Annotated in this window: 24 protein-coding genes; 19 read left to right on the top strand and 5 right to left on the bottom strand. The window is 70.9% G+C overall.

What is annotated here, in order from left to right; all coding sequences use genetic code 11:
* The first annotated feature begins 121 nt into the window (after positions 1-121).
* From folC to HCJ92_RS24785, 15 genes are all read left to right on the top strand, one after another.
* Positions 122-1,672 (top strand): bifunctional tetrahydrofolate synthase/dihydrofolate synthase, encoded by a 1,551-nt coding sequence (gene folC, locus HCJ92_RS08740; protein ID WP_167932895.1) that lies wholly within the window; start codon positions 122-124, stop codon positions 1,670-1,672.
* Positions 1,672-2,013 carry a DUF4233 domain-containing protein gene (locus HCJ92_RS08735; RefSeq protein ID WP_167932894.1) on the top strand — a complete coding sequence of 114 codons (342 nt, stop codon included), beginning with the start codon at positions 1,672-1,674 and terminating at the stop codon, positions 2,011-2,013. The genes folC and HCJ92_RS08735 overlap by 1 nt, the downstream gene beginning before the upstream one ends.
* A gap of 273 nt (positions 2,014-2,286) precedes the next feature.
* Positions 2,287-2,700, top strand: a complete 414-nt coding sequence (gene ndk, locus HCJ92_RS08730; RefSeq protein WP_167932893.1) for a nucleoside-diphosphate kinase — start codon at positions 2,287-2,289, stop codon at positions 2,698-2,700.
* 497 nt (positions 2,701-3,197) lie between these two features.
* The gene (locus tag HCJ92_RS08725) at positions 3,198-4,217 is read left to right on the top strand and encodes a rod shape-determining protein (RefSeq protein WP_167932897.1); all 1,020 of its coding nucleotides are present in this window, start codon (positions 3,198-3,200) and stop codon (positions 4,215-4,217) included.
* Between the two features lie 121 nt (positions 4,218-4,338).
* On the top strand, positions 4,339-5,412 hold the full coding sequence (mreC, locus tag HCJ92_RS08720; protein WP_167932892.1) for a rod shape-determining protein MreC: 1,074 nt from the start codon (positions 4,339-4,341) through the stop codon (positions 5,410-5,412).
* Between the two features lie 2 nt (positions 5,413-5,414).
* Positions 5,415-6,128, top strand: coding sequence for a rod shape-determining protein MreD (gene mreD / locus HCJ92_RS08715; protein ID WP_167932891.1), 714 nt, complete (start codon positions 5,415-5,417; stop codon positions 6,126-6,128).
* Positions 6,125-8,221: a penicillin-binding protein 2 gene (gene mrdA / locus HCJ92_RS08710; protein WP_167932890.1), complete on the top strand. Its 2,097-nt coding sequence runs from the start codon at positions 6,125-6,127 to the stop codon at positions 8,219-8,221. The genes mreD and mrdA overlap by 4 nt, the downstream gene beginning before the upstream one ends.
* Positions 8,222-8,279: 58 nt before the next feature.
* Entirely contained in the window at positions 8,280-9,422 is a 1,143-nt protein-coding gene (gene rodA / locus HCJ92_RS08705; protein WP_167932896.1) for a rod shape-determining protein RodA, read from the top strand.
* Positions 9,423-9,579: 157 nt separating this feature from the next.
* A complete protein-coding gene (locus tag HCJ92_RS08700; protein WP_167932889.1) occupies positions 9,580-11,508 on the top strand; it encodes a TIGR03960 family B12-binding radical SAM protein in 1,929 nt (642 codons plus the stop codon).
* A 574-nt stretch (positions 11,509-12,082) separates the two neighbouring features.
* On the top strand, positions 12,083-12,607 hold the full coding sequence (locus tag HCJ92_RS08695; protein WP_167932888.1) for a DUF6879 family protein: 525 nt from the start codon (positions 12,083-12,085) through the stop codon (positions 12,605-12,607).
* A gap of 18 nt (positions 12,608-12,625) precedes the next feature.
* Positions 12,626-13,474: a helix-turn-helix domain-containing protein gene (locus tag HCJ92_RS08690; RefSeq protein ID WP_167932887.1), complete on the top strand. Its 849-nt coding sequence runs from the start codon at positions 12,626-12,628 to the stop codon at positions 13,472-13,474.
* 705 nt (positions 13,475-14,179) lie between these two features.
* Positions 14,180-14,317 carry a hypothetical protein gene (locus HCJ92_RS08680; RefSeq protein ID WP_167932885.1) on the top strand — a complete coding sequence of 46 codons (138 nt, stop codon included), beginning with the start codon at positions 14,180-14,182 and terminating at the stop codon, positions 14,315-14,317.
* A gap of 14 nt (positions 14,318-14,331) precedes the next feature.
* Complete coding sequence (locus HCJ92_RS08675; protein WP_167932884.1) at positions 14,332-15,519, top strand: cupin domain-containing protein; 1,188 nt, start codon at positions 14,332-14,334, stop codon at positions 15,517-15,519.
* Positions 15,516-16,421 (top strand): aldo/keto reductase, encoded by a 906-nt coding sequence (locus HCJ92_RS08670; protein ID WP_167932883.1) that lies wholly within the window; start codon positions 15,516-15,518, stop codon positions 16,419-16,421. Before HCJ92_RS08675 ends, HCJ92_RS08670 begins: the two co-directional genes overlap by 4 nt.
* 346 nt (positions 16,422-16,767) lie before the next feature.
* Complete coding sequence (locus HCJ92_RS24785) at positions 16,768-17,256, top strand: hypothetical protein (protein ID WP_245240710.1); 489 nt, start codon at positions 16,768-16,770, stop codon at positions 17,254-17,256.
* 91 nt (positions 17,257-17,347) lie between these two features.
* Here the strand turns inward: HCJ92_RS24785 and HCJ92_RS25570 are convergent, their stop codons facing one another.
* A complete protein-coding gene (locus HCJ92_RS25570) occupies positions 17,348-17,647 on the bottom strand; it encodes a helix-turn-helix domain-containing protein (RefSeq protein WP_338054083.1) in 300 nt (99 codons plus the stop codon).
* 62 nt (positions 17,648-17,709) lie between these two features.
* On the opposite strand from HCJ92_RS25570, the gene HCJ92_RS08655 reads away from it, so the two are divergent.
* A complete protein-coding gene (locus HCJ92_RS08655) occupies positions 17,710-18,390 on the top strand; it encodes a methyltransferase domain-containing protein (protein WP_167932880.1) in 681 nt (226 codons plus the stop codon).
* A gap of 97 nt (positions 18,391-18,487) precedes the next feature.
* Here the strand turns inward: HCJ92_RS08655 and HCJ92_RS08650 are convergent, their stop codons facing one another.
* A complete protein-coding gene (locus HCJ92_RS08650) occupies positions 18,488-20,782 on the bottom strand; it encodes an MMPL family transporter (protein ID WP_167932879.1) in 2,295 nt (764 codons plus the stop codon).
* Between the two features lie 215 nt (positions 20,783-20,997).
* Complete coding sequence (locus HCJ92_RS08645; RefSeq protein ID WP_167932878.1) at positions 20,998-22,665, bottom strand: alpha-amylase family glycosyl hydrolase; 1,668 nt, start codon at positions 22,663-22,665, stop codon at positions 20,998-21,000.
* Positions 22,666-22,927: 262 nt separating this feature from the next.
* Between HCJ92_RS08645 and HCJ92_RS25565 the strand changes: the two genes are divergently transcribed.
* Positions 22,928-23,587 (top strand): TetR family transcriptional regulator, encoded by a 660-nt coding sequence (locus HCJ92_RS25565; protein WP_167932877.1) that lies wholly within the window; start codon positions 22,928-22,930, stop codon positions 23,585-23,587.
* A 134-nt stretch (positions 23,588-23,721) separates the two neighbouring features.
* On the opposite strand, the gene HCJ92_RS08635 is transcribed toward HCJ92_RS25565, so the two are convergent.
* Together HCJ92_RS08635 and HCJ92_RS08630 are read right to left on the bottom strand one after the other, a co-directional pair.
* Complete coding sequence (locus HCJ92_RS08635) at positions 23,722-24,756, bottom strand: hypothetical protein (RefSeq protein ID WP_167932876.1); 1,035 nt, start codon at positions 24,754-24,756, stop codon at positions 23,722-23,724.
* The gene (locus tag HCJ92_RS08630; protein WP_209310869.1) at positions 24,756-25,124 is read right to left on the bottom strand and encodes a PadR family transcriptional regulator; all 369 of its coding nucleotides are present in this window, start codon (positions 25,122-25,124) and stop codon (positions 24,756-24,758) included. The genes HCJ92_RS08635 and HCJ92_RS08630 overlap by 1 nt, the downstream gene beginning before the upstream one ends.
* Positions 25,125-25,433: 309 nt before the next feature.
* On the opposite strand from HCJ92_RS08630, the gene HCJ92_RS08625 reads away from it, so the two are divergent.
* Positions 25,434-26,177: a TIGR03936 family radical SAM-associated protein gene (locus HCJ92_RS08625; protein ID WP_167932874.1), complete on the top strand. Its 744-nt coding sequence runs from the start codon at positions 25,434-25,436 to the stop codon at positions 26,175-26,177.
* A gap of 238 nt (positions 26,178-26,415) precedes the next feature.
* A partial coding sequence (locus tag HCJ92_RS08620; RefSeq protein ID WP_167932873.1) for a hypothetical protein occupies positions 26,416-26,641 on the top strand: 226 nt, incomplete at its 3' end.

The raw sequence follows: 26,641 nt of genomic DNA, 5'->3' as shown, positions 1-26,641 counted from the left end.
TGCCGCGCAGCGTCACCAGCTGGCCGCCCACCGCGACCTCCCGGGAGACGACCCCGAACTCCAGGCCCTCACGCGCGACGGTGGCGTCCCGCTCCCCCGCCCTTCCGTAGACTTGAGCCCCGTGAGCGACACCCCCGACGACTTCGGCCCCGACACCCCCGACGACCACGCCCCCGACACCCCGGGAGGCGACCCCTTCGCGGAGATCGTCGAGGAGGAGACCGTCCGAGATCCCGACCTGGCCGTCATCGAGGCGGGCAGCCGGACGCTGCGCGCCCTCTCCGGCCCGCCCTCCGCCAAGGACGACGTCCCCGGCCGCCCCGAGGACCCGGAGACCGACAGCGCGCTGGCCGAGGTCGAGGCCGAGCTGGCGCAGCGCTGGCCCGAGACCAAGCTCGACCCCTCGCTGGTCCGCATCAGGGCGCTGATGGACGTCCTCGGGGAGCCGCAGCGCTCCTACCCGTCGATCCACATCACCGGCACCAACGGCAAGACCACCACCGCTCGCATGATCGAGACGCTGCTGGGCGCCTTCGAGTTGCGGACCGGCCGCTTCAGCAGCCCGCACGTGCAGTCCATCACCGAGCGGATCAGCCTGGACCGCCGGCCGATCGAGCCCGAGCGGTTCATCGAGACCTACCGCGACCTGCTGCCCTACGTCGACCTGGTCGACTCCCGGCAGGAGCACCGGCTCTCCTTCTTCGAGGTGCTGACCGCCATGGCCTTCGCCGCGTTCGCGGACGCCCCGGTCGACGTGGCCGTCGTCGAGGTCGGTATGGGCGGCGAATGGGACTGCACCAACGTGGTGGACGGGCAGGTCGCCGTCGTGACCCCCATCTCGCTGGACCACACCGACCGCCTCGGCACCACCGCGGAGGCCATCGCCGGTGAGAAGTCCGGGATCATCAAGCAGGACGCCACCGTCGTCCTCGCCCAGCAGCCGCTGGACGCCGCCGCGGTGATGCTCCGCAGGGCGGGGGAGCGGGACGCCACCGTCGCGCGTGAGGGCCTGGAGTTCGGGGTCGTCTCCCGGGAGGTCGCGGTGGGCGGCCAGCTGGTGACGCTGCGCGGCATCGGCGGCGAGTACCCCGACCTGTTCCTGCCGCTGCACGGCGAGCACATGGCGCACAACGCGGTCGTGGCTCTGGCGGCGGTGGAGGCGTTCTTCGGCGTCGGGGCCACCCACGCCCGGACTCTGGACCAGGACCTGGTGCGGGAGGCGTTCGCACAGGTCACCTCACCGGGACGCCTGGAGGTCGTACGGACCAGCCCCACGGTCATCCTGGACGCTGCCCACAACCCGGCGGGAGCCGAGGTCACCGCCGCCGCCATCGGTGAGGCGTTCGACCTCAGCCGTCTGATCGGCGTGGTGGGCACCAGCGCGGGCAAGGACGTGCGCGGGGTCCTGGAGGCGCTGGAGACCGTCCTCGCCGAGGTCGTCGTGACCAGCAACTCCACGCACCGCGCCATGGACCCCGACGAGCTGGCCGCTGTCGCGGTGGAGGTCTTCGGCGAGGACCGCGTGCAGGTCGAACCCCGCCTCGACGACGCCATCGATGCCGCGATCACCCTCGCCGAGGAGTCCGCCGAGTACGGCGGCGCCGGCGTACTGGTGACCGGTTCCGTGATCACCGTGGGCGAGGCCCGCCTGCTGCTGGGAAGGGATCGCTGATGCGCACCCTGTGCTCCGCGACGCTGATCTCCGAGTGCCTCATCGTCGGCCTCGTGGGGCTCGTCGCCTTCCGGACGACGGACGTCCCGCCGGGGACGCTGTGGGCCGTGTGCGGCGTCGTCATGGTGCTGTGCGTGCTGCTCTGCGGCTTCGTGACACGCCCCGGGGGAGTGGCGATGGGGTGGGCGCTCCAGGTCGGCCTGGTGCTCAGCGGGTTCCTCGTCCCCATGATGTTCTTCCTCGGCGCTTGCTTCGCCGCGCTGTGGTGGGCCTCGGTCCACTTCGGCCGACGCGTGGACGAGCTGAAGGCCGCGCACGCGGAGCGTGCCGCGGGGGCCTGACGTCCGCCCCGGCACGCCGCCCGCGCGGAGCTCCTCGCTCCGGGTCACCGGTCACGCCGGGGCACGACACCGTCCGGCGGACGGCGCGGCGCGCCCGCGTGCGGGGCCGACCGCGCGCCGCCGCGGGCGGTGGGCGTAGCCGGGGCCCGACTGGGGGAGCGGGCCCGAGTGCGGGTATCGTGCGGGCTCACCGGTCGATGCCGTGCGGCCGTCCGCGCCGGGCATCCCGGGCCCTCACCTGTCCCGCACCGCACCCCGGTTGGAGCCGTACCCATGACCCAGCGCACCCTCGTTCTCCTCAAGCCGGACGCCGTCCGCCGCGGACTGGTCGGCGAGATCATCGGCCGGATCGAGGCGAAGGCGGGCTGGAGCATCACCGCGCTGGAACTGCGCACGCTGGACCGCGACACGCTGGCGGACCACTACGCCGAGCACGAGGGCCGGCCCTTCTACGCGCCCCTGATGGACTTCATGGTCTCCGGGCCGTCGGTCGCCATGATCGTCGAGGGGGAGCGGGTCATCGAGGGGGTGCGTGCGCTGTCCGGTCCGACCGACCCGATCGCCGCCGCCCCGGGGTCGATCCGCGGTGACTTCGGCACCATCGTGCGCGAGAACCTCATCCACGCATCGGACTCCGAGGCGTCCGCCGAACGTGAGATGAAGATTTTCTTCCCCGGCCTGAGCTAATTCCGGACTGTTCCGTCCGACCTCGTGTCAGGACCGGACATCCCGACCGGCGCCACAGCCACGCCGCATTTCGCGTGGCACCGGCGAACCGGCGAACCGATTCACGGATAGCCGCGGGCCGTCACCCGGCCCGCGGCATCCGACCACCTCCCGCGGCGTGCGACACGCCCGGCGGGACCGGTGGCCCCCGGGCCCCGCCGCATCCGGCGAGAATTGCCCGCACCGTGCTTGTCGCTCCAATGCGCTCCGCCATCGGGGTATGTAGAGTCGAACGGGCAAGTCTTCACCCGAACACGACGTCACCATGACGGTGGACGGGTCGGGTTCCGTTGACAATGGCGAGTCAAGGCGCACCGGCGCCCTGTGCCCGACCGGCCGGGGATACGATGTGACGCGTGCCCACCGCGTAGTTCGCGGGCGGCGGCGACATCGCATCCTGCCGACCTCCACGCACCCAACGCTCCAGCTGGAAGGCCAGACGTATCCTCATGAGCAATATGTCTTTCATGGGTCGAGACATGGCAGTCGATCTCGGAACGGCCAATACGCTGGTGTACGTCAGAGGCCGTGGCATCGTGCTCAACGAGCCTTCCGTCGTCGCCATCAACACCAACACCGGTGGCATTCTCGCCGTCGGGTCCGAGGCCAAGAAGATGATCGGCCGGACCCCCGGCAACATCGTCGCCGTGCGTCCCCTCAAGGACGGGGTGATCGCCGATTTCGAGATCACCGAGCGGATGCTCCGCTACTTCATCCTGAAAATCCACAAGCGCCGCTACCTCGCCCGCCCCCGGGTCGTGGTCTGCGTTCCCTCGGGCATCACCGGGGTCGAACGACGCGCCGTCATCGAGGCGTCCACCCAGGCGGGCGCCCGCCAGGTCCACATCATCGAGGAGCCCATGGCCGCCGCCATCGGCTCCGGGCTCCCGGTGCACGAGGCGACCGGCAACATGGTCGTCGACATCGGCGGTGGCACCACCGAGGTCGCGGTGATCTCGCTGGGCGGCATCGTCACCGCGCAGTCCATCCGCGTCGCGGGCGACGAGCTGGACAACGCGATCATCCAGCACATCAAGAAGGAGTACAGCCTCCTGCTGGGCGAGCGTTCCGCCGAGAACATCAAGATCACCATCGGCTCCGCCTACGACACCGAGCAGGACGAGCACACCGAGATCCGCGGCCGTGACCTCGTCAGCGGGCTGCCGAAGACCGTGGTGATCTCCTCCGGCGAGGTCCGCAAGGCCATGGAGGAGCCCGTCAACTCCATCGTGGACGCCGTCAAGACCACGCTCGACAAGTGCCCGCCCGAGCTCTCCGGCGACATCATGGACCGCGGCATCGTCCTCACCGGCGGCGGCGCCATGCTCCGCGGCCTCGACGAACGCCTCCGCCAGGAGACCGGCATGCCCATCCACATCGCCGAGGACCCGCTCGACTCCGTCGCCCTCGGCTCCGGCAAGTGCGTCGAGGAGTTCGAGGCGCTGCAGCAGGTACTGGACGCCCAGCCCCGACGGTGACGCCCCCCGGGCACCACCGCGCGGCGCCGCCCCGCCGGTTCCGGCCGGGCAGCGCCTGCCGCCCGGCGGGCCGACCGGCAGGCGGACCACCGAACGACGCAGAAAGGCACGGCCTCCGCACGTGAGGGACACCAAGGAGAGCAGGCTCCTGCTCCTGCTTCTGGTCGCCATCGCCTTCGCGCTGATCACGATGGACCTCCGCAGCGGGGAGGAGTCGCCGCTGGACGCGCCGCGCGAGGTCGCCGCCTCGGTGTTCGGGCCGGTCGAGTCCGGGCTGGCCCGGGCCGTCGACCCGGTCGGCAACGCCATCGGCGCCGTCCGCGACTCCGGGCGACGTCACGACCGCATCAGCGAGCTGGAGCGGGAGAACGCCGAGCTCCGCCAGGAACTCGGCAGCTCCGAGCACCGCGACTCCCGTATAAGGCAACTCGACGAGATGCTCGGCACTGCCGGAGCGGGCCAGTACCGCATCGTCGGCGCCCAGGTCATCGCCATGGGACCCACCCAGGGGTTCTCCTGGACCATCACCATCGACGCCGGGCGTGACGACGGCATCCGCCGCGACATGACCGTGCTCAACGGCGACGGCCTCGTCGGCCGCGTCACCACCGTGGGCCCTGGCACCGCGACGGTGCTCCTGGCCAGCGACCCCAACTTCACCGTCGGCACCCGCATGGAGGGCAGCGACGAACTCGGCTTCGCCAACGGCCGCGGTGACGACACCATCGACGTCCAACTCCTCAACCACCGCGCCAAGGTGAAGGCCGGGGACCGTCTCGTCACCTTCGGCTCCGCGGACGGCAAGCCCTTCGTCCCCGGGGTACCGGTCGGCGAGGTCACCAGCGTCGAGGCCGCCTCCGGCGACCTCACCCGCACCGTCCGCATCCGCCCCTACGTCGCCTTCACCCAGCTCGACCTCGTCGGCGTCGTGGTCGAACCCCCGCGCGACAACCCCCGCGACTCCGTCCTCCCCGAACGCCCGGAGGACGCGCGCGAGGAGAAGCCCGCCGAGGACACCGACGAAGACGCCGAGGACGACGACACCGAGGACGGGACCGACGGCGACGCCGGCGGGAACGAGGACACCGACGGCGGGGACGCCGGAACCGGGACGGAGTCCGGCGGGAACGACACCGGCCAGGGCACCGGCCCCGGCACGGGCACCGACCCCGAAGCCATCGTGGGAGCTGACTGACCATGCGCCTGACCCGCACCCTCCTCACCGCCGTCCTGGTGATCGTGGCGCTCGTGCTCCAGGTCACCGTCCTCGCCCGCCTCCAGCTCCCCGGCGCCGTCCCCGACCTGCTGCTCCTCACCGTGCTGGGCCTGGCGCTGGTCTACGGCCACGTCGGCGGCGCGCTCGCCGGGTTCGGTGCCGGCCTCCTCGCCGACATCGCACCCCCGGCCGACCACGCCGTCGGCCGCTACGCCCTGGTCCTCTGCGTGATCGGCTACGCGGCCGGACTCACCCGGCCGGAGACCGGCCCCCACCGGTCGGCGACCGTCCCGATGATCGTCGTCGGCGCGGGCGCGGTCGCCTCCACGCTCCTGTACGCGGGGGTCGGCACCCTCGTCGGTGACACCGCTGTCGCCCTGGGCAGCCTGGTCACCCTCGTCCTCACCGCCACCATCTACGACCTGCTGCTCGCGCCCTTCGCGGTGCCGCTGGTCATGGCGCTGGCCCGCAAGCTGGAGGACGACCCCCTCGCCGCCGACTCGGTCTCCGGTTCCGCGGGCGGCAACGACACCATCAACAGCTGGGCCCAGCCCTCCCGCGCGTCGCTCTTCAAACGCCCGGGCGGCACCGCCAAGCCGCGCTCCCCGCTCCTGGGCAGGAAGGGCCGCAGCACCCGCGTCCCCATGGGCGGTCGCGTGAAGACCGGACGCATCAAGGGGGTCAAGCGGCTGTGAGCAACATCCCCGAGACGGGCCGCACCTCGCGCATCACCATCCGGCTCGTCGTCATCCAGATGCTGGTCCTCTCGCTGCTCCTCACCCTCGGCGGACGGCTCTGGTACCTCCAGATCCGCAGCGGCGACGAGTACCAGGAGGCGGCGGCCGGGAACCACGTCCAGCAGGTGGTGCAGCCCGCCGTCCGCGGCTCCATCCTGGACGCCCGCGGCGTGCCCCTCGCCGACAACGAGACCCGCCTCGTCGTCTCCGCCGACCGCACCCAGCTGATGCGGCAGCGCGACGGCGGTGAACAGGTCCTCGCCGACCTCGCGGACCTCCTGGACATGTCCCAGGACGAGGTCGCCAACAAGGTGCGGCTGTGCGACGCGCAGACCCCGCAGCCCTGCTGGAACGGCTCCCCGTACCAGCCGATCCCCGTCACCGACGAGGCCACCACCGAGCAGGCGCTCCAGATCCGTGAACGCGCCGAGGCGTTCCCCGGTATCAGCGCCGAGCCGACCGCCGTCCGCCGCTACACCGGGCCCGACGGTGCCGCCACCTCGCAGGTCCTCGGCTACCTCTCCCCGGTCACCGACGACGAGGTCCAGGAGGCAAACGACACCGACTCGCCCCTGCTGCGGTCGGACCAGATCGGCCGCTCGGGCCTGGAGCGCACCTACGACTCCTTCCTCCGCGGCAGCGCCGGCGTCACGCGCTACGAGGTCGACAAGTTCGGCCGCGTCATCGGTGAGGCCGACAACGACGACGCGGTCGCCGGGGCCAACGTCGTCACCAGCATCGACTCCCGTGTCCAGGCCGTCGTCGAGAAGGAACTCGGCCAGGCCATGAAGGACGCCCGCACCCAGACCGACGAGATCACCGGCCGTACCTACGAGGCCGACTCCGGCGCGGCCATCGTCATGGAGAACGACACCGGCCGCATCGTCGCCATGGCCTCCGCCCCCGACTACGACCCCAACGTCTGGGTCGGCGGCATCTCCGGCGGCGACTACCAGGAACTGACCGGCGAGGGCTCCAACTTCCCGCTGCTCAACCGCGCCATCCAGGGGCAGTCCCCGGCGGGGTCAACCTTCAAGGTCGTCACCTCCGCGGGCGCCGTCAACGCCGGCTACCCCTTCGACGGCCGCTACGACTGCTCGTCCTCGTACAGCATCGGCAGCCAGACCTTCCGGAACTTCGAGTCCACCGGCTACGGGCCCATCAGTCTCGGCCGCGCCCTGGAGGTCTCCTGCAACACCGTCTTCTACCGCCTGGCCCACCAGGAGTGGCAGAAGGACGGCGGGCCCAACCCCAAGGACGAGACCAACGACTACCTGTACGAGACCGCCCTGGGCTTCGGCCTCGGCGCCACCACCGGCATCGACCTCCCCTCCGAGGTCACCGGCCGCGTCCCGGACCGGGAGTGGAAGCGCTCGTACTGGGAGGCGAACAAGGACTCCTGGTGCGAGATGGCCAAGTCCGACAAGCAGGACTTCGCGCACCGCCTCGCCAGGGAGAACTGCGAGGAGGGGTGGAAGCTCCGCGCGGGTGACGCCGTCAACTTCTCCATCGGCCAGGGCGACGTCCTCGTCACCCCGCTCCAGATGGCGGTGATATACGCCGCCATCGCCAATGGGGGGACCATGTACCAGCCGACCGTCGGCAAGGCCGTCATCGGCGCCGACGGCACCCTCGTCGAGGAGATCGACCCGGTCGAGACCGGGAAGCTCCCCGCCAGCGAGCAGACCATAAGGCAGCTGAAGGCAGCCACCGCCGACGTCGTGTCGACCGGTACCGCCTCCTGGCGGTTCGGCGGCTGGCCGCTGGACGAGATCCCGCTGTACGCCAAGACGGGTACCGCGACCACCGACAACAAGCAGTCCCGGTCCTGGCTGACCACGTTCTCCGACGACTACACCGTGGTCATGACCATCGACCAGGCCGGTACCGGCTCGGGCGCCTCCGGTGTGGCGGTCCGCCGCATCTACGAGGCGATCTACGGTGTGTCGGAGGACGGCTCCGTCGACCGTGGCGCGGCACTGCTGCCCGAACCGATGAGCAGCCTCCCGGAGATCGACGAGAACGGCACCATCATCGCGGACGAGGGGTGAGGCGGTGAGCATCCACACCTACGTGGGCGCCCGGCGCACCGGCCAGCAACCGGCCTGGATGCGGCTGACCGCCCGGGACTCCCTGCTGCGCCGCGTCGACTGGGTCCTGATGGGCGCCGCGGGCGCCCTCTCCGTACTGGGCTGCCTGTTGGTCTGGTCCGCCACCCGGACGCGCACCGGCATAACAGGAGGGGATCCGCAGTACTTCCTCCTGCGGCAGGTCGTCAACCTCTCCATCGGCATCGCGCTCGCCGTGGGCGTCATGTGGCTCGGTCACCACCGGCTGCGCGGGTTCGTGCCGATCTTCTACGTGTTCACCCTCGTGCTGATGGCGCTGGTGTTCACCCCGCTGGGCACCGAGATCAACGGCCAGCGGGCCTGGCTCGCGATCGGTGACTACACGATCCAGCCCGGCGAGTTCGCCAAGGTGGCGGTGATCATGGGCATGGCGGTCATACTGGCCGCCCGTGTGGACGCCGGGGACCGCGAGTACCCCGGCGGCAAGACCATGCTCCAGGCCCTCGCGCTGGCCGCGGTCCCGCTGTGCGTCGTCCTGGTGGACGACACCGGCATGGCCATGGTCATCGCGGCGATCATCCTCGGCATCCTCTTCGGCTCCGGGGCGCGCATCGGTTGGACCCTGGGACTGGTGGCCGCCGGCGTGGCAGCCGCGCTGGCCGTCTGGTTCCTCGGCCTCCTCGACCAGTACCAGATCGACCGGTTCGCAGCCTTCGCCGACCCCAGCCGCGACCCCTCCGGCGTCGGCTACAACACCAACCAGGCCCGGATCGCGATCGGCTCGGGCGGACTCGACGGCAAGGGGCTCTTCCAGGGCACCCAGACCACGGGCCAGTTCGTGCCGGAGCAACACACCGACTTCATCTTCACCGTCGCCGGCGAGGAGCTGGGCTTCCTCGGCGCCGGCGCGATCATCGTGCTGCTGGGGGTCGTGCTGTGGCGGGCGCTGCGGATCGCACGCGGCGCGACGGAGCTGTACGGGACGGTCATCGCCACCGGGATCGTCGCCTGGTTCGCCTTCCAGTCGTTCGAGAACATCGGCATGGCGATGGGAATCATGCCGGTAGCCGGCATCCCGCTGCCGTTCCTGTCCTACGGCGGCACTTCGATGTTCGCGACCTGGATCGCCATCGGGCTCCTCCAGTCGATCCGCATGAAACGGGCCCTGTCCGCCTCTGCCTGACCCGGCTCTCCCCGGTGCCCCGTACCGCCGCGCGGTGCGGGGCACCGGTGCGACCCAGTACGCTGAACGGCCGATCCCCTTGTCCGCGGCCCACGCCCGCCGCCGGCGGCGCGGCCCGACCGTACAGCGCGACCGACACCCCCCGGAGTTGTCACCCATGCCAGTCGAATCGGTCTTCCCGCGCCTGGAGGCCCTCCTCCCGCACGTCCAGAAGCCGATCCAGTACGTCGGCGGCGAGCTGAACTCGACCGTCAAGGACTGGGACGCCTGCGACGTGCGGTGGGCGCTGATGTACCCCGACGCGTACGAGGTCGGCCTGCCCAACCAGGGCGTCATGATCCTCTACGAGGTGCTCAACGAGCGGGAGGGTGTCCTCGCCGAGCGGACCTACAGCGTCTGGCCGGACCTGGAGAAGCTGATGCGGGAGAACAGCGTCCCGCAGTTCACCGTGGACGCCCACCGGCCGGTCGGCGCGTTCGACGTCTTCGGCGTCTCGTTCTCCACCGAGCTGGGGTACACCAACCTGCTGAACGCGCTGGAACTGGCCGGGGTGCCGCTGGAGTCCGCCGACCGCACCGAGGACCACCCGGTGGTGGTCGCCGGCGGCCACGCCGCGTTCAACCCCGAGCCGATCGCGGACTACATCGACTGCGCGGTGATCGGCGACGGCGAGCAGGCCGTTCTGGAGATCACCGACATCACCCGCGAGTGGAAGGCCGCCGGTCGCCCCGGCGGACGCGAGGAGCTGCTGTTCCGCCTCGCCCGCACCGGTGGCGTGTACGTCCCGCGCTTCTACGACGTGGAGTACCTTCCCGACGGACGGATCGCCCGCGTCGTGCCCAACCGGTCCGGCGTGCCGTGGCGGGTCTCCAAGCACACCGTCATGGACCTCGACGAGTGGCCGTACCCCAAGCAGCCGCTGGTGCCGCTGGCCGAGACCGTCCACGAACGGATGTCGGTGGAGATCTTCCGCGGCTGCACCCGCGGCTGCCGCTTCTGCCAGGCCGGCATGATCACCCGGCCGGTGCGTGAGCGCTCCATCACCGGCATCGGCGAGATGGTCGACAAGGGGCTGAAAGCCACCGGCTTCGAGGAGGTCGGGCTGCTTTCGCTCTCCTCCGCCGACCACAGCGAGATCGCCGACGTCGCCAAGGGCCTCGCGGACCGCTACACCGACGACAAGGTCGGGCTGTCCCTGCCCTCGACCCGGGTCGACGCGTTCAACATCGACCTCGCCAACGAGTTGACCCGCAACGGCCGCCGGTCCGGCCTGACGTTCGCCCCCGAGGGCGGCAGCGAACGCATCCGGAAGGTCATCAACAAGATGGTCTCCGAGGAGGACCTGATCCGCACGGTCGCCACCGCCTACGGCAACGGGTGGCGCCAGGTGAAGCTGTACTTCATGTGCGGCCTCCCGACGGAGACCGACGAGGACGTCCTCCAGATCGGGGAGATGGCGACCCGCGTCATCGCCAAGGGCCGCGAGGTCTCCAACTCCAACGACATCCGCTGCACCGTCTCCATCGGCGGCTTCGTTCCCAAGCCGCACACTCCGTTCCAGTGGGCGCCGCAGCTCTCCGCGGAGGAGACCGACGCCCGGCTGGAGAAGCTGCGGGACCGCATCCGCGGCGACAAGAAGTACGGCCGCAACATCGGCTTCCGGTACCACGACGGCAAGCCCGGCATCGTCGAGGGCATGCTCTCCCGCGGTGACCGCCGCATCGGCTCCGTCATCCGCGCCGTCTTCGAGGCCGGCGGCCGATTCGACGGCTGGCGCGAGTACTTCTCGTACGACCTGTGGATGGAGGCCGCCGCCAAGACCCTGCCGCAGCAGGGCGTGGACGTCGCCTGGTACACCACCCGCGAGCGGTCCTACGAGGAGGTCCTGCCCTGGGACCACCTCGACTCCGGCCTCGACAAGGACTGGCTCTGGGAGGACTGGCAGGACGCCCTCGACGAGACCGAGGTCGAGGACTGCCGCTGGACCCCCTGCTTCGACTGCGGGGTCTGTCCCCAGATGGACACCAGCATCCAGATCGGCCCCACGGGCAAGAGACTGCTCCCGTTGACAGTCAAGAAGCCCTAGTGACCAGCGGAGATGCCGTCCGTCGGATGGCTGAGTCACTCGCAGGCATGACCGATGCGGAGCGGGCCGAGATCCTTCGAGGGCTCGGAGCGAGAGAACGTGAGCAGGCCTCGCGCACGCTGCGGCGAACGCCGCTCCCTGCCCCTCGGCAAGACGGCGGGCGCATCGTCTCGGCCGTGGAGTGGGTGTAGGTAGGTAGAGGGCGTCTGGCCCGACACAGAGCCGGACGCCTTCTGCGTGCCTCCCTGGGACGCAACCGCCCCTGACCCGGCTGGGGTGAACACGCCCCCTTGACCAGCCCAGTCCGGCAGGGTGAGGGTCGTGCAACCAGGCGCAACGCGCTCGACAGGGAGGGACCTCATGGCCTTACGGTTCGTTGGCAAAGATCCTGAGTCCGGAGATCACGGATCACCTGCTGTGTGGGTGGACCAGGAATCGAAGGATCTTGTGATCCAGGGGTGGACAGCAGACGAGCAGACCACGGGCGAAAGCTCACGGGATGTTCTGATCCCCGGACATGAGTCGGTGATCAGGGTTCCGAAGCGGATGGTCCCGCTTCTCAGGGAGGCGCTTCGTGTCGCAGAGTCTGACTGACTTCTCCGACCTCATCAGGTCAGTGCGGGAGTCAGCCGTGCATCTGGAGATGCGCGACGGATACGGCGTGGACAACGAGATCGAAGGCTTCGCCGCATGGAAGCAGGGGCACCGGCTGAACCCGGATGACCGGGGTTCCTGGTGGCGTCCGTGGCTTGACCTTGTTCAGGAGGTCACGGCCAAGGGTGTCGTTATCCGACGTGCCCGCATCGTGTCGGAGCCTGTCAGCGATTACATCGCGTTCGAGCACTCCGGCACGTTCACCAACGTGGCGGCCGGAGAGCAGATCCGTTGGCTGCCCCGGCGCAGTGCTTCGGACCTGGCCCTACCTGGCAACGACTTCTGGTTGTTCGACGGCAGGCTTGTTCAGTTCAACGTCTTCGACGGCGTCGGCAGGTGGGTCCACACCGACCAGACGGAGGACGCTGCCGTAGCCAAGCTGTGTGCGTCGGCGTTCGAGGCTGTGTGGGAGCGGGGCATCCCGCACGAGAAGTACACCGTCTGATTCCTGACCGGTCAGCTCATGCCTACCTCTCCGCTCTCCAGTGCCCAAGCCGCGCGCCAGGCGGTTGCCACCCGCCTGCAAGGGCTGATGAAAGACGCGGGGTTGTCTGGTCATGAGCTGGCCGTTCGGTGCGGCTGGCACCGGGCGAAGTCCTCCCGTATCGCGCGGGGCATCACGCCTCCCTCGGATGCGGATATCCGGGCGTGGTGCTCGGCGTGCGGAGCGGACGGCCAGGCGGCTGACCTCATCGCCGCGTCGCGGAACGCCGAGTCCATGTACGTGGAGTGGAGACAGATCCACAAGGACGGCATGCGCCGTGTCCATGAGCAGACTGTCCCGCTCTACCAGCGCACCCACTCGTTCCGCGTCTATGCCTCGAACGTCATGCCGGGCATGCTCCAGACCGCCGGGTACGCGACAGGGCTTCTGAGAGCCATCACGGCCTTTCAGGGCACACCGGATGACGTGGCCGACGCGGTGGCTGCCAGGCTCGACAGGTCGCGGGTGATCCGTGAGGGTGCCCACCGCTTCGCGCTGCTCCTCGAAGAGACAGTTCTCCACTACCGGGTCTGCGATGACGAAGCCATGCGGGACCAGCTTGAGTATCTGCTCACTGTCATGCGTCGGCCGAACGTGGCGCTCGGCATCATCCCGAAGCACGCCCGCAGAACGGTGTGGCCGCTCGAAGCGTTCTACTCCTTCGACGATCAGCAGGTAGCTGTGGAGACGCTGACAGCTGAGATCAACCTGACCACTCCCGGAGAGATCCACACTTACCTACGCGCCTTCGCTGAGCTGTCACGGGTGGCCGTGCGGGGCGAGCCGGCGAAGGGTCTGATCCGTGACGCGCTCTCCACGCTCGGGTGATCCCGTGCAACAGCGTGCAACAAGGTAGAGCCGCATGCCCGTAGGTCCCTAGCGTCGTCTGCACACCGAGTCAGGCGGAGGCGGCGACATGGTCAGGGTGAGCGAGGAGGCCCCGGAGCGGGGTGCGCTGGAGTACGTGACCTATGCCCCTGCGGGGCAGGACTGTGCCGCGTGCCTGCGCCCTCTGGAGCCCTTGGAGGTTGCCCGTCGCATCGTCCTTGATCGGACGTCCGGGTCGCCCCTGACCACGTATCGCCACGCGAACGGCTGCCCTAGGTCGGTGGCTGGCTGATGGAGATGCAGACCTGGAGAGACTCGCGCGCTAAGGCCACTGAGGCAGCTGAGTCCCTGCGTGCGGCTCTCGCTGCTCTGGGTATCCCCGAAAGCGCGTGGAGCAGCGTGCGTCCCGTAGTGACCCACAGCGGGGGCGCGTACGTCCATCTCGGCATGATCCGCGCTGACGCGGTCGAGCAGATCACGGCGACACTCCGCGTGCCGACAGGGCACTGATGCCGGGCTTAGTGAAGTGGACGCTGCGCCACGTCGGCCGGTACGCGGGTCTGCTCTACCTAGCCCTGGTCCTCGGTGGCTCCGCCCTGGTTGTGGCCGGAGTCATCGCCATGCGGTAGCTGCCGTGAGGCTGCTGCCTTCCCAGACTCCCCGCCGGATTCCCGGCGGGTGTTCCCGAGTAGAGAGGTAAGTCCGATGGTGGAAGAGAACGCCGGATCGGTGGCCCCCGAGGGGGGTGGCCTGCTCATCGCGAAGCGCAAGATCGCGGCCGCAAGGACGCGGACCGAGCAGGAGTCGGACAACACCAGCGGCCGTTCCGACGGCAACGACTAGCGGGGTAGCCCACGATGCTTGATGCGGCTTCGTGGGCGGGGCGTCTGGGTGGGGACACGTTCCTCGCCCGGACGTACCACCGCTCCTACGCGCACATCCCCGGAACCGCCGACACGGCGGGCCTGTTCTCCTTCGACGACCTGAATCGGATCATCGCTTCGCAGCGGCTGGAGCCGCCCCGGCTGCGTCTGTCTCTCGACGGCGAGATGGTCCCCCTCCACCGCTACGCGATCCCGACCACGAACCGCCGCGCGGTGAGCTGGTCCCGCATCCAGCCGGCCGAGTTCCACGCCCAGCTCAAGGACGGTGCGTCGCTGGTCCTCGACTCGGTGGAGAAGATCCACCCGGCGGTGGGTGCGGCTGCCGAAGGTCTCGAACGGTTCCTCGGTACGTCCGTACAGGCCAACGCTTACGCGTCCTGGACCGATCGGGAAGGCTTCGGGCTGCACTGGGACGACCATGATGTGGTGGTGATACAGGTGCACGGCTCGAAGCGGTGGCGCCTGTACGGCTCCACCCGTGAGGCTCCGACCTTCCGGGACGTGGAGTCGCCAGAGCGGCCGGAGGGCGACCCGTTAGCGGACATCGTTCTGTCTCCGGGGGATGTGCTCTACCTGCCGCGCGGCTGGTGGCACGCGGTCACCGCCGACCAGGGGACGGAGTCCCTTCACCTGACGTTCGGCATGGTTCCGCACACGGGTGCGGACCTCATGCTCTGGATCGTGGACCAGCTCCGTTCGTCCCTTGCACTGCGCAAGGACGTCCCGCGGTTTTTGCCTCCGGCAGATCAGTCGGACTTCATCGATGCCCTGCGCGATGAGGTGCTGGACATGATGGCTGACCCTCGGTTGGTGGAGCGGTGGGCGGAGTCCATCGACACGACCGATCTCGGCCACGCGATCCCCTCCCTGCCTTACGTGGACGGACTGCCCGCACAGCGGGGGATCACGGTCAAGGTGACCACCTCCCGGGGCCGCCTGACGGCGAACAGCGCACATGGCACGGTCACGCTCTCGGCGGCCGGTACCGCCTGGGACTTCGCCGAGTCGGCCGAACCTGCCCTGAGTGCGCTGCTGGCCGGTGCGCCCGTCACGCTCGGGGACATGGCCGACCGTGCGGGACTGGAGGTCAAGGACGTGGCCGAGCTGGTCTCGGCCCTCATAGAGGGGCACGTCGTCGCGGTCGTAGGGGCAGCGCTGTGACGGCCGCGCTGTCCCTGGGGACGTACCGCGTGCGTGCTGTCGGGCAGGCGGCACGTGCCGCCCTGGCTGCGGGTAGCCCGTGGGTAGACACGGCACCCAACTACGCCCACGGCTACGCACACGAGGGGCTGCGCTCGGTACTGCGCACGTATCCGACCGTGCAGGTGGCGACGAAGACGGGGTTCTTCACGGGCAAGCAAGGGCACGCCGCTCAGGCGGAGAAGGTACTCAGCCGGGAAGAGGCCGCCCGTGGGCACAGCCTCGCTCCGCACTTCGTTCGGTGGCAGACGGAGCGTTCGCTGGCCGTGCTCGGCCGCGCGGACATCGTGTTCGTGCACAACCCAGAGCACCACGGGCACGGCCTCGACCGTGCCGCTCTGCACGGGCGTCTGCGGGAAACGTTCGCCGCGCTGGAGGAGTACGCACAGGCAGGCAGGATCGGCGGCTACGGGGTAGCCACGTGGTCGGGCCTGACCTCCGAAGCGTTCACCGTCCCGGAGCTGCTCACCCTTGCCCGACAGGCGGCGGGCTCGGCAGAGCACCACCTCACAGGTTTGCAGATGCCGGTCAGTCTGATCATGGACGACCTGATGAGGCAGGCGCTCAACGGCGTTGGACCGCTGATGGACGCGAAAGACGGAGGGCTGATCACCTTCGGTTCGGCTCCGCTACATGGTGGCGAACTCTTGAGCGCCATGACACCGGAACTGGTGGACTTCATCCGCCCCGGCCTGTCGCCCGCAGCCGCTGCCCTGCTGGCTGCCGGATCGTGCCCCGGCCTCGACGTGGTCCTGACCTCGGCCAGCACACGCGAACACTGGGACGATGCGGCGAAAGCTCTGGCTGCCCCTCTGACGGCCAGGGAACTCAGGAAGGTGACCGATGAACTCTCCTCCGAGTGAGGACGTACAGGCCCTGATGAAAGCCGCTCACGACCGTGCGGCGAAGGCTCTGACCCTGACGTGCACGGGCCGGCTGGCATGGGGATTCCAAGGGGTCACCCTCGGTCGGAGAGCGGGGGACCGGTGGCTACGGGTGAGCCGCACCGCTGTGAGGAACGCGGGCAGGAAGCAGGGGGAAGGCGCTGTAGGCGCGTCCCTGCTGGTGCCTGACGCTGTCCCGTGTCCGCGCCTGCATGGCGTGCACGACTGGACTGACGGCGAGTGGGCGTTCGAGGCGCAAGCCTTCGACTACGTGGCACAACCCGTTGTGTCCCCGGACCGGGCAGACCTGGACCATGACCCCGGCTTGCCTGACGCGTGGTGGGACGACCTATGCCAGGCACTCGGCCTGCTGAGCGAAGTGGACGGAGTGAGGGTCACCGTCCGGGACGAGTGGATGGAACGCGCCTTCCCGCAGTTCCTCGGCATCCCTGCTCCGGCCACAGTGGAGCGGGTGTCAGGGCACGGTGACTTGCACTGGGGCAACCTCACGACCATGCCCCTGAACCTGCTGGACTGGGAGCGGTGGGGGTTGGTGCCCCTCGGCTTCGACGCGGGTCTACTCCATGCGAACAGCCTGCTGGCGCCCGGCGTCGCGCACCGCATCCGGCAGGAGTTCGCTTCGATTCTGGACAGCCCAGCCGGCCGGATCGGAGAACTCGCGGCCCTGGCCGAGATGCTGCAAGCCGTCGCCCGTGGCTGGTACGCGGAGCTTGCTCCCTGCCTGCGTGCACACGCCGAGACCCTGACGGGCGTTCGCCCCCCGGTACCGGCTCACTCCGAACTCACGGCCTGACACTGCGCTCCGCGAAAGGCTGAGCCTTGATCGGAGTGAAGAAGCCCCTGCCCCTGCGCGAACGTCGAACACGCACGAGGCAGGGGCAGTCTCAGGCGCTCTCGCCCATGTGTCGGTACAGGGTGGCCCGAGTGATCCCCAGCGCCTTGGAGATGGCGCTCACGCTCTCACCCTGCGCGTACCGGGCGCGGGTCACGGCTAGCTTGTCGTCGTCCATCACGAACGGGCCTCCCCCGTAATTGCCCTTGCGTGCCGCAGCGTCCAAGCCTTCCAACGTCTTCTCCCGGAGGCCTTCCCGCTCGCCCTCTGCACTGACGGCCAGGACGGCGAACACGATGGCTCCCGCACCGTTGGGGTCGTAGGAGGGGACCGGACAGGGAACGACCGCCACGCACGGGCGATCCCGCAACCGATTCCGGCGTCGGGCGGCGGTGTGCCGTGCACGATGGGCCTGTGATCGAGACCGCCTCCGCCGCGTGGGACGCGTACGCGGCGCGCGCCCCGGACCGCCGACCCACCAACGGGGTCGGCGCACGGACCTGGTTCAACTGGACCCAGTACCCGGACCACGGGCCGGGCGTCGAACTCCTCGGGCTCCGGCCCGGCGACAGGGCGCTCGACCTCGGGTGCGGCAGCGGGGGCAACGCGGCCCATCTTGCGAGCCTGGGCATCGGCGCCGTCGGGGTGGACGTGTCCACCCGGCAGTTGGCCAAGGCGCGTGAGCGCTGGCCGGATCACCCCGGGGTGGAGTTGCACCTCGTGGACGCCCTCACGCACCTGCGGGCGTCACCGGGCACCTACGCGGCCGTCTACTCCGTGTTCGGTGCCGTCTACTTCTCCGACCCGGAGATCCTGCTCCCGGCGATCCGGGCCGCGCTCGTGCCGGGCGGGCGTCTGGTCTTCTCCCAGCGGCCCGCCGTCGAGGGCTGCTACGGCGCGCAGGCATCGCTCATCCAGCGGGGACCGGACGAGGACCCGGCCGTCGTCCGTCGCTGGGACTATGAGTCGGACTCATGGCTGAGCATCCTCCGCGACGCCGGTTTCGCTGCTTGCGGTGCCGAGATTCTTCCGGCCCCGCTCGGCGGTCGACGCACCGAGGGCACGCTTCTTGTGCGAGGACAGCGCCCCGGCTGACCTCGTCCAGGAAGTCCGCACGTCCGGAACGGGCGGAGCCCCCTCCCGGCGGGGGAGGGGGCTTCCGTCGGTCGGTGCGGACCGGGTGGCGCCGGGGTCAGCTCACCGGCTGCCGGGTGGGGGCCGGCGGGGACTCGACGGCCCCGGCCTCGGTCGCCACCGCGGCGGTCGGGTTCCCGGGCGGCGGGCCGAGCTTGCTCACCAGGGCCTCGCCCTCGACGTCGAGGTTCGGCAGGGCGCGGTCGAGCCACTTCGGCAGCCACCAGATGTGCTTGCCGACGATGGCCATGACGGCCGGGACGATGAGCATCCGGACCAGGAAGGCGTCGGCGAGGACACCCACGGCGAGGGCGAAGCCGATGGTCTTGATGATCGAGTCGTCCCCGAGCGCGAACCCGGCGAAGACACCGAACATGATCAGGGCGGCGGCGGTCACGACGCGCCCGCTGTGGGCGAACCCGTCGACGACGGCCTGCCGGGCCTCGGTGCCGTGGACGTACGCCTCACGCATCCGGGTGACGAGGAAGACCTCGTAGTCCATGGCCAGTCCGAACAGGACACCGGTCAGCAGCAGGGGGAGGATGAACAGCACGGGCGAGGTGGCGTCCAGGCCGATCAGGCCATTGAGCCAGCCCCACTGGAAGACCGCGACGGTGCAGCCGAGCGCCACGCCGACGGAGAGCAGGAAGCCGAGCGCGGCCTTGAGGGGCACGAGGACCGAGCGGAAGACCAGGACCAGCAGCACGAAGGCCAGGCCGACGACCACGAGCAGGTAGAGCGGGAAGACGTCCGCGAGTTCCTGGGAGATGTCGACGCCCACCGCGGTCTGGCCGGTGACCATGGCCGTCGCGCCGGTCAGCTCGGGCAGTTCGGCGAGGTCGGCGCGGAGCGAGTCGACGAGCTCCTTGGTGCCGGCGTCGGAGGGGCCGCCCTCGGGGATGATGGTGAAGTTGGCGAGGTCGACGGCGTCGAGCTGCCCGGCCAGCGCTGCCCGTGCCTCGGCGGAGTCGTCGGCGAGCGGCGGGATGAGGACGGCGATCTCCCCGTCCGACCCGGCCAGCGTCGCGTGGACCGTCTCGACGGCGCGCAGCTTGTCGTCCGCGCCCGCGGTGTCGACGACCACCAGCAGCGGGCCGTTCATGCCCTCACCGAAGTTCTCGGCGATGAGGTCGTGGGCGACCCGGCTGTCGCTCCCGGCGGGGGCGACGCCGTTGTCGAGGATGGCGAGCTGCATGCTGCCCAGCGGCAGCGAGAGGACGGCTGCCACCGCGACGCCGCCGACGAGGGCCACGACCCGGTGCTTGCTGACGGCCTTCGCCCACCGCCGGCCACCGGCGCCCGCTTCCGTGTTGCCTCCCGTGTCCGCGGCCCCGCTCCGGCTCCGGCGGTCCCGGACCACCCGGCGGCCGGCGAAGCCCAGGAACGCGGGCAGCAGGGTGAGGGAGATCAGCACCGCGAGCGCCACCATCGCCGCTGCCGCCACGCCCATCTGCATGAGGAAGTCGATGCCCGTGATCGCCAGACCCAGCAGGGCGATGATCACGGTCAGCCCGGCGAAGACGACGGCCGAGCCGGCGGTCCCGACCGACGCGCCGGCGGCTTCCGCCAGCGGGCGCCCGGCCCGGACCTCGTGCTGGTACCGCGAGAGGATGAACAGCGCGTAGTCGATGCCGACGGCCAGACCGAGCATGGTGCCGAGCGCCGGGGTGACCGAGTTCAGCTCGGCGAACCCGCTGAGCGCCGCGATGCTCGCCGCGCCGATGCCCACGCCGATGACGGCGGTGACCAGCGGCATTCCGGCGGCGACCAGCGAACCCAGGGTGACGGCGAGGACCACGAAGGCGACACCGATGCCGATGACCTCGGCGAGATCGTCGTGCAGGTCGGCCCCGGCGGCGTCACCGCCGACGACCGCGCCGATCCCGGCGGCCTCGGCGGTCTGCTTCGCCGCGTCCAGCGCGTCGTGGTCGGCCGTGCTGACCTCGCCCGGTGGCGTGTTGTAGTTCACCGCCGCGTAGGCGACGGTGCCGTCCTCCGAGACGGTGCCCGTCGTGAACGGGTCCGCGACCGAGTCCACGCTGCCCGTCCCGACGCGGGCGAGTGCCTCCTCGACCGCCGCGCGGTTGGCGGGGTCGGTCAGCGACTCGCCCTCGGGCGCCTCGAAGACGATGCGGGCGGTCGCGCCGTCCGGGCTGGCGTCGGGGGAGCGCTCCTCGACCAGCTCGAAGGCGTCGGTCGACTCCATGCCCTTCAGGGTGAAGCTGTCGGTGGTCTTGCCGGAGAGGGTGGCCGCGCCGACACCGGCGAGCACGAGGAGCAGGAGCCAGGTCACCACCACGAGCCTGCGGTGGACGAACGACCATCGGCCGAGCCGGAACAACTGCCATGCCATGGGGTGTACCTCTTCCTGGGGTCAGTGGTCGGTGAAGTGCGGTGGTGCCCGCCGCGCACGGGGCACCCGCCGCACCGGCTCGGTGAGCCGGGGGCGGTGTGCCGGTCGGGGGCGTGTCAGGGGGGGGGGCAGGGCTGTCGCCGACGGGCGGTGAGGGGTCGGGGGAACGGGACGTTCCCCAGGGCTCGGCCCGCGGTGCGAGGTCGGCGGGGGTGCTACCGAGGGACGGACGGGCCGCGCAGCCAGGCCGTGCCGTCGCCAGGCAGCAGGCCGTCCCGCAGGGGCTGGCTGGACAGGAGGACCTCACCGGCCGGCAGTTCCACGGGGGTGTCGCCGAAGTTGGTCACGGAGGTCCAGCCGGAGGGCCGGGCGAACGCGAGCAGTTCCGGTCCCAGCTCCAGCCAGGTGACCGGTCCGGCGGTGCGGAGCTCCCGCCGGATGCGCAGGGCCTGCCGGTACAGCGACAGCGTCGACGAGGGGTCGTTGGCCTGCGCCGCCGCGGACAGCTCTCCGAACCAGGCGGGCTGGGGGAGGTGCGCCGCGTGGTCGCTGAAGCCGAAGAAGGGCGGGTGCTCCTCCCAGGGCAGCGGAACGCGGCAGCCGTCCCGGCTCGGGACGACGGAGTCGTCGTTGCCGGCGACCGGGTCCTGGCCTACCTCGCGGGGCAGCGCCACCTCCGGGAGGCCGAGCTCCTCTCCCTGGTAGAGGTAGGCGTTGCCGGGGAGGGCCAGCATCAGCAGGGTCGCGGCGCGCGCCCGGTCGAGTCCCGGCCCGCCCGGCGGTACGCCGTCGAGGGCGCCGCCCGGCGTCCCGGGCGCCAGCCGGGTCGCGTGCCGGGGCACGTCGTGGTTGGAGAGGACCCAGGTGGCGGCGGAGCCGTCGGCCTCGACCTGGTCGAGGGTGCGGCGGATCACCTCGCCGAACTCCTGCGCGCCCCAGGGGGTCATGAGGAGGTCCAGCGAGAAGACCTGGCCCAGGCTGTCCGGGCTCGTGTAGCGGGCGCGACGGTGGGGGTCCACCCATGCCTCCGCGACGGCGAACCGGGGCGGGTCGTAGCGGTCGAACACCTCGCGCCACTCCGCGTAGACGTCCTGGACGTCGTCCCGGTCGTAGAGCGGGTTCCGCCCCTCGCCGAAGCGCCCGCCGCCCTCGCCGCCCACCAGCACGGGGAAGCCCGCGTATACCTCGTCCCACGGCGGCAGCGGTTCGGTCAGGTCCTTGGTCAGGCACATGGCCGCGTCGACACGGAACCCGGCGACGCCCCGGTCCGCCCAGAACCGCAGCGTGTGCAGGAAGTCCGCCCGCACCTCGGGGTCGGACCAGTTCCAGTCGGGCTGATGGGGCGTGAACAGGTGCAGGTACCACTGGCCGTCGGCGACCCGGGTCCACGCAGGGCCGCCGAAGAAGGCCGGCCAGTCGGAGGGCGGCAGCTCCCCGTGCTCGCCGCGCCCGTCGCGGAAGACGTAGCGCTCACGGGCGCGGGAGCCCCGCCCGGCGGCGAGCGCCTCCGTGAACCACGGGTGCCGGTCGGAGCTGTGGTTGGCCACGATGTCGATGACGACCTCGATCCCCGCGTCGCCCAGGCACCGGACGACCTCGTCGAACTCGTCGAGGGTGCCGAGGACCGGGTCGACGTCGCGGTAGTCGTCCACGTCGTAGCCGCCGTCCGAGAGGGCGGAGGGATAGAAGGGGCTGAACCAGACCGCGTCGACCCCGAGTTCGGCCAGGTGGTCCAGGCGGTGCAGGACGCCTCGCAGGTCACCGATGCCATCGCCGTTCCCGTCGGCGAAGCTGCGCGGATAGACCTGGTAGACGACGGCCTCCCGGCGGTCGGCGTCCTCGTGCCCCGTGCTCACGGTCCTACGGCTCCGGTCACCGGACATGGCTGCTCCTCGGTATCGACACGACAGGGGGACGGCACCGACCGATCGGCGGCGCGCAGCACCACCGTACACCAAAAGTTCCACGTGGAACTTTTCGCTACGATGGCGGTGCCGCGCCACCCCCTACGCAGTCCCCGACCGCCGACCGCCGACCGCCGACCGCGCCGGACGGAGCCGGGGCCCCGCGCCACCAGGGGGTCGGCCGGCCGCGCGGCTCTAGGATCGGGGTCGCGCCGACCCCGAGGAGAAGGTGGTGACACCCGTGAACGACACCGGTGAGCAGCCGGCGGCACCAGCGCCACGAGCGAAGCGAGGCCCCTACCGCAAGGGCATCGAGCGACGCCGGCAGATCCTCGACAAGACCGTCGAGGTGTTCGACGAGCGCGGCTACGAGCACACCTCGCTGCGCGCGATCGCCGAGTCCGTCGGCCTCACGCACGCCGCCGTCAGCCGCTACTTCGGCTCCCGTGAACAGCTCTTCCTCGAAGTGCTGCGCGAGGCCGACCAGCGCGCGGAGGCCGACCTGTCGGTGGACGGCGGGCTCGCCGCCGCGCTGAACAGCGCGGACTTCGTCACGCGCGTCCCCGGTCTGACGGCCCTCTTCAACAGCATGCTGGCCCGTGCGCTGGAGTCGGACAACGAAGGCTCCCGCGCGTACTTCGTCGAGCGCTACGAGCGACTGCGCGGCCGGATCCGGCTGGTTCTCGAACACGGCCGGGACATCGGCGTCGTCAGGGAGGACGTCCCGCTCGACGTCGCCGCCTCGCTGCTCCTCGCGGCCATGGACGGCCTCTCGGCCCAGTGGCTCCTCGACGAGAAGGTGGACGTGAAGGCGGGGATGTCCCTGCTCGACCACCTGTTGAGCGCGGAGCCCCCGGAGGTGCCCGCCCCCGCTGCCGGCGCGGAGGACTCCGCCGGCTGACCGGTCGACCGGCGTCCCCGGTGCCGCGCGCCGTCGAGGCACCGGGGTACAAGGAACGCCCCGCTCCCCGTGCGCACGGGGAGCGGGGCGTTCTCGACGGTGCGGCGGCCCGCCGCACCGGTTCACTGCTTCTCCTACTTCTTGGCCTGCTCCTCGCGGTGCTCCGCCAGCTCCACGACGAAGAGGACCAGTGCCAGCACCAGCATCAGGCTGGCGCCGATCAGTACCCAGGTCGAGGCCGTCAGCACCGAGAAATGCAGCACGAAGCCACCGAGCGAGACCGCGAGCAGGAGACCGGCGGAGGACACCCCGCTCCGCAGCCACCAGCGCTGGAGCGGTGCGGGCTCCCCATCGGTGACCTGGAGCGCGTAGCGGTGCACCGGGCCGAACTCCTCCTCCGGCTCGCCGCCGGTCTCCCGCACGTGCCGGGCCACGTCCTCGGTGATCTCCTTCGCCCGGGCGGACGGCAGGCCGTGCAGCTCCTTGAGCAGCCGCGGCAGCTCCCGCAGCCACTCCTCGCGCCCCAGTGGCGGGCGGTCCTCGGCCTCGGCGCCACCGCTCCGGTCGCCGGGGGCGCCGTGGGGCTTGTCGTCGTGCTCGCGGAGGAATCCCCAGGCGAACGACGCGGCCCCGACCGCGCTGAGCAGCAGCGCCGGAACCCGGCCCAGCTCCGTGGCGGGCAGCAGAGTGAACGCGAGGGCGGCGGCAGTGGCCAGCCCCAGCCCGCCACCGATCCAGGCCAGGCCGGAGGGCAGCCGAGTGCCGGAGAAGCTGTACCCGAGGGAGGCGGTGAACGCGGCCAGCAGAACGAGTACCGCGCCCACCAGGCCGCCCCAGGTCAGCGGCATCATGAAGCCGGCGGTGAGCCAGAGGATCAGGCCGGCGACCATGGCCCACCAGCCGGTGAGGATCAGCGCCCCGTCGACGTGGTCCTGGAAGGACATGGCGTCCCAGCGCCGTTCGGCGCGCACCGCGTCGGGTATGCGGTCGCGCACGACGGCGACGGCGTACTCGTCGGGCTTCCCGAACGCCTCCTCGGGGCTCTCCCCGGACGCGGCGCAGTGCTGTCCGACCTCCTCCATCACCTCGTCGGCGACCTTGTACCCCACCCCGCGGTCGGCGAGTGCGAGTCGCAGTCGCGCTTCCCAGCGACTGTCCGTGTCCGTCATCACGATTCCTTCTTCTTGTCGCCCGTGGGGCTCCCCGCGGGGGTCTGGGTGAGATCCAGCAGCTGTCCCATCGCCGCCGAGAACCGCTGCCAGTTCTCGGCCTCCTCCCGCAGCCGCTCGCCGCCCGCGTCGGTCAGCCGGAAGACCTTGCGCCCCGGGCCGCCCTCGCCCGGCTCCCAGCGGGCCTCCACCAGGCCGTCGTTCTCCATCCGCCCCAGCACGGGGTAGAGGGCCCCGCCGCGGATGTTGCCGAAGCCGCCCGCCGCGAGTTCCTGCACCAGCGCGTACCCGTGCTGGTCACCTCTGGCCAGTACGGCGGCGAGTGCCAGCGGCAGTACGCCGCGCAGCCAGCTCGTCGCGGGATCCACCGGAGGCATCCGTAGTCACCAACCCTCACTACTCGCTTACGTCGACTAGTTCGTTTTCAGAATAGTGAGCCTCGGTGGGGTTGTCCACCCCGCTGCCGATCGGTGGCGGGGCTCCGCAATCCGGGCCCACCGGCCGAATCGCCCCGCCCCGAAGGGGGCACCCGCGCCGGCAGCGGCGCCCGGCAGGGGCGCGGGCGGTGTGCGCGCCCGCTGCTCCGCATAGAATCGGACAGCTAGTGCCTGTCTCGGCCGAAGGAATGAACGACACTGGGTAAGCGACAGCCGACCGGACCGCCTCCCGCCCCCACCGTGCAGCGGGTCCGCCTGCGCTACGCCAAACGGGGCCGCCTGAGGTTCACCAGCCACCGCGACTTCCAGCGGGCCTTCGAGCGGGCACTCAAGCGCTCCGAGGTGCCCATGGCCTACTCCGCGGGCTTCACCCCGCACCCCAAGGTGAGCTACGCCAACGCCGCGCCCACCGGGACCGCCAGCGAGGCCGAGTACCTGGAGATCGGCCTCGCCGACCACCGCGACCCCGCCACGCTGCGGGAACGGCTCGACGACTCGATGCCGCCCGGCCTCGACATCGTCGACGCGGTGGAGGCCCGCACCTCGAACTTCGCCGAACAGCTCGCGGCCTCGGCATGGGAGCTGCGGCTGACCGGCGTGACCCCCGCCGACGCCGAACGTGCGACGGCGGCCTTCCTCGCGGCGGAGTCCGTCGAGGTCACCCGCGAGACCAAGAAGGGCCCGCGCACCTTCGACACCCGTGCCGCCGTCGCCTCCATGGCGGTGTCGGACGGCGGGGCTGTCGCCCCCGACGGCGGCCCCTGTGCGATACTGCGCCTGGTGGTACGGCATCTCACACCTGCCGTACGACCCGACGACGTCCTGTCCGGTCTCCGCAGCACGGCCGACCTGGCGCCGCCGGTCCCCCCAGGGGTGACCAGGCTGGCGCAGGGGCCCCTCGATGAGGAGACCGGCACGGTGACCGACCCGTTCGCACCTGACCGCGACGCCGCACCGGCCCTTTCCACGGCTGCCGGACGGTAGGACGCGGCGGCGCCGCTGGGGTTGCCGGTCAGGGACTGCGTCCACGCGCCGTAGGACGGCCCGGGACCAGGGAGCCACCCCGGTCCGGCCCGAGCCGGCGTCGCGCCACCGACCAACAGACTTTCGCCGTAGCCGTGCCGTGAGGGCCCGGAACCGGCGAGCCACAACAGATCAAGCTCCCGTGCGGCGGCCGCAGTCACAGACGCGGCGCCCGGGAGCGTGACGGGAGAACCCCCGCATGCACGAGATCGACACGTCCGCCGGTACGGACGCGGCGGAACGAAGCGACACCCCCACGACACCCAGCGACACCCTGCCGCCGCGCCGCCGGCGTCGGGCGGCCTCCCGCCCCGCGGGCTCGCCCAGCACCGGTGCGGACGCCGCTGTCGTCGTCGCCGACGCGGCACCCGCTCCGGCCCCGGAGGCCGCAGCCCCCGCGCCGGAGACCGCCGAGGCCGCCGTCG

The sequence above is a fragment of the Streptomyces spiramenti genome (genome assembly GCF_012034385.1).
Classification (GTDB): domain Bacteria; phylum Actinomycetota; class Actinomycetes; order Streptomycetales; family Streptomycetaceae; genus Streptomyces; species Streptomyces spiramenti.
Note: the sequence above shows the minus strand (reverse complement) of the source record. Positions and strands in the feature narration are given on the sequence as shown.

Excerpts from the sequence above, each read along its gene's own strand:
- HCJ92_RS08735 (WP_167932894.1), top strand. The coding sequence starts at position 1,672 with ATGCGCACCCTGTGCTCCGCGACGCTGATCTCCGAGTGCCTCATCGTC.
- HCJ92_RS08725 (WP_167932897.1), top strand. The coding sequence starts at position 3,198 with ATGTCTTTCATGGGTCGAGACATGGCAGTCGATCTCGGAACGGCCAAT.
- HCJ92_RS08700 (WP_167932889.1), top strand. The coding sequence starts at position 9,580 with ATGCCAGTCGAATCGGTCTTCCCGCGCCTGGAGGCCCTCCTCCCGCAC.
- ndk (WP_167932893.1), top strand. The coding sequence starts at position 2,287 with ATGACCCAGCGCACCCTCGTTCTCCTCAAGCCGGACGCCGTCCGCCGC.
- HCJ92_RS08645 (WP_167932878.1), bottom strand. The coding sequence starts at position 22,665 with ATGTCCGGTGACCGGAGCCGTAGGACCGTGAGCACGGGGCACGAGGAC.
- rodA (WP_167932896.1), top strand. The coding sequence starts at position 8,280 with ATGCGGCTGACCGCCCGGGACTCCCTGCTGCGCCGCGTCGACTGGGTC.
- mreD (WP_167932891.1), top strand. The coding sequence starts at position 5,415 with ATGCGCCTGACCCGCACCCTCCTCACCGCCGTCCTGGTGATCGTGGCG.
- HCJ92_RS08650 (WP_167932879.1), bottom strand. The coding sequence starts at position 20,782 with ATGGCATGGCAGTTGTTCCGGCTCGGCCGATGGTCGTTCGTCCACCGC.
- HCJ92_RS08635 (WP_167932876.1), bottom strand. The coding sequence starts at position 24,756 with ATGACGGACACGGACAGTCGCTGGGAAGCGCGACTGCGACTCGCACTC.
- HCJ92_RS08675 (WP_167932884.1), top strand. The coding sequence starts at position 14,332 with ATGCTTGATGCGGCTTCGTGGGCGGGGCGTCTGGGTGGGGACACGTTC.
- HCJ92_RS08680 (WP_167932885.1), top strand. The coding sequence starts at position 14,180 with ATGGTGGAAGAGAACGCCGGATCGGTGGCCCCCGAGGGGGGTGGCCTG.
- HCJ92_RS08690 (WP_167932887.1), top strand. The coding sequence starts at position 12,626 with ATGCCTACCTCTCCGCTCTCCAGTGCCCAAGCCGCGCGCCAGGCGGTT.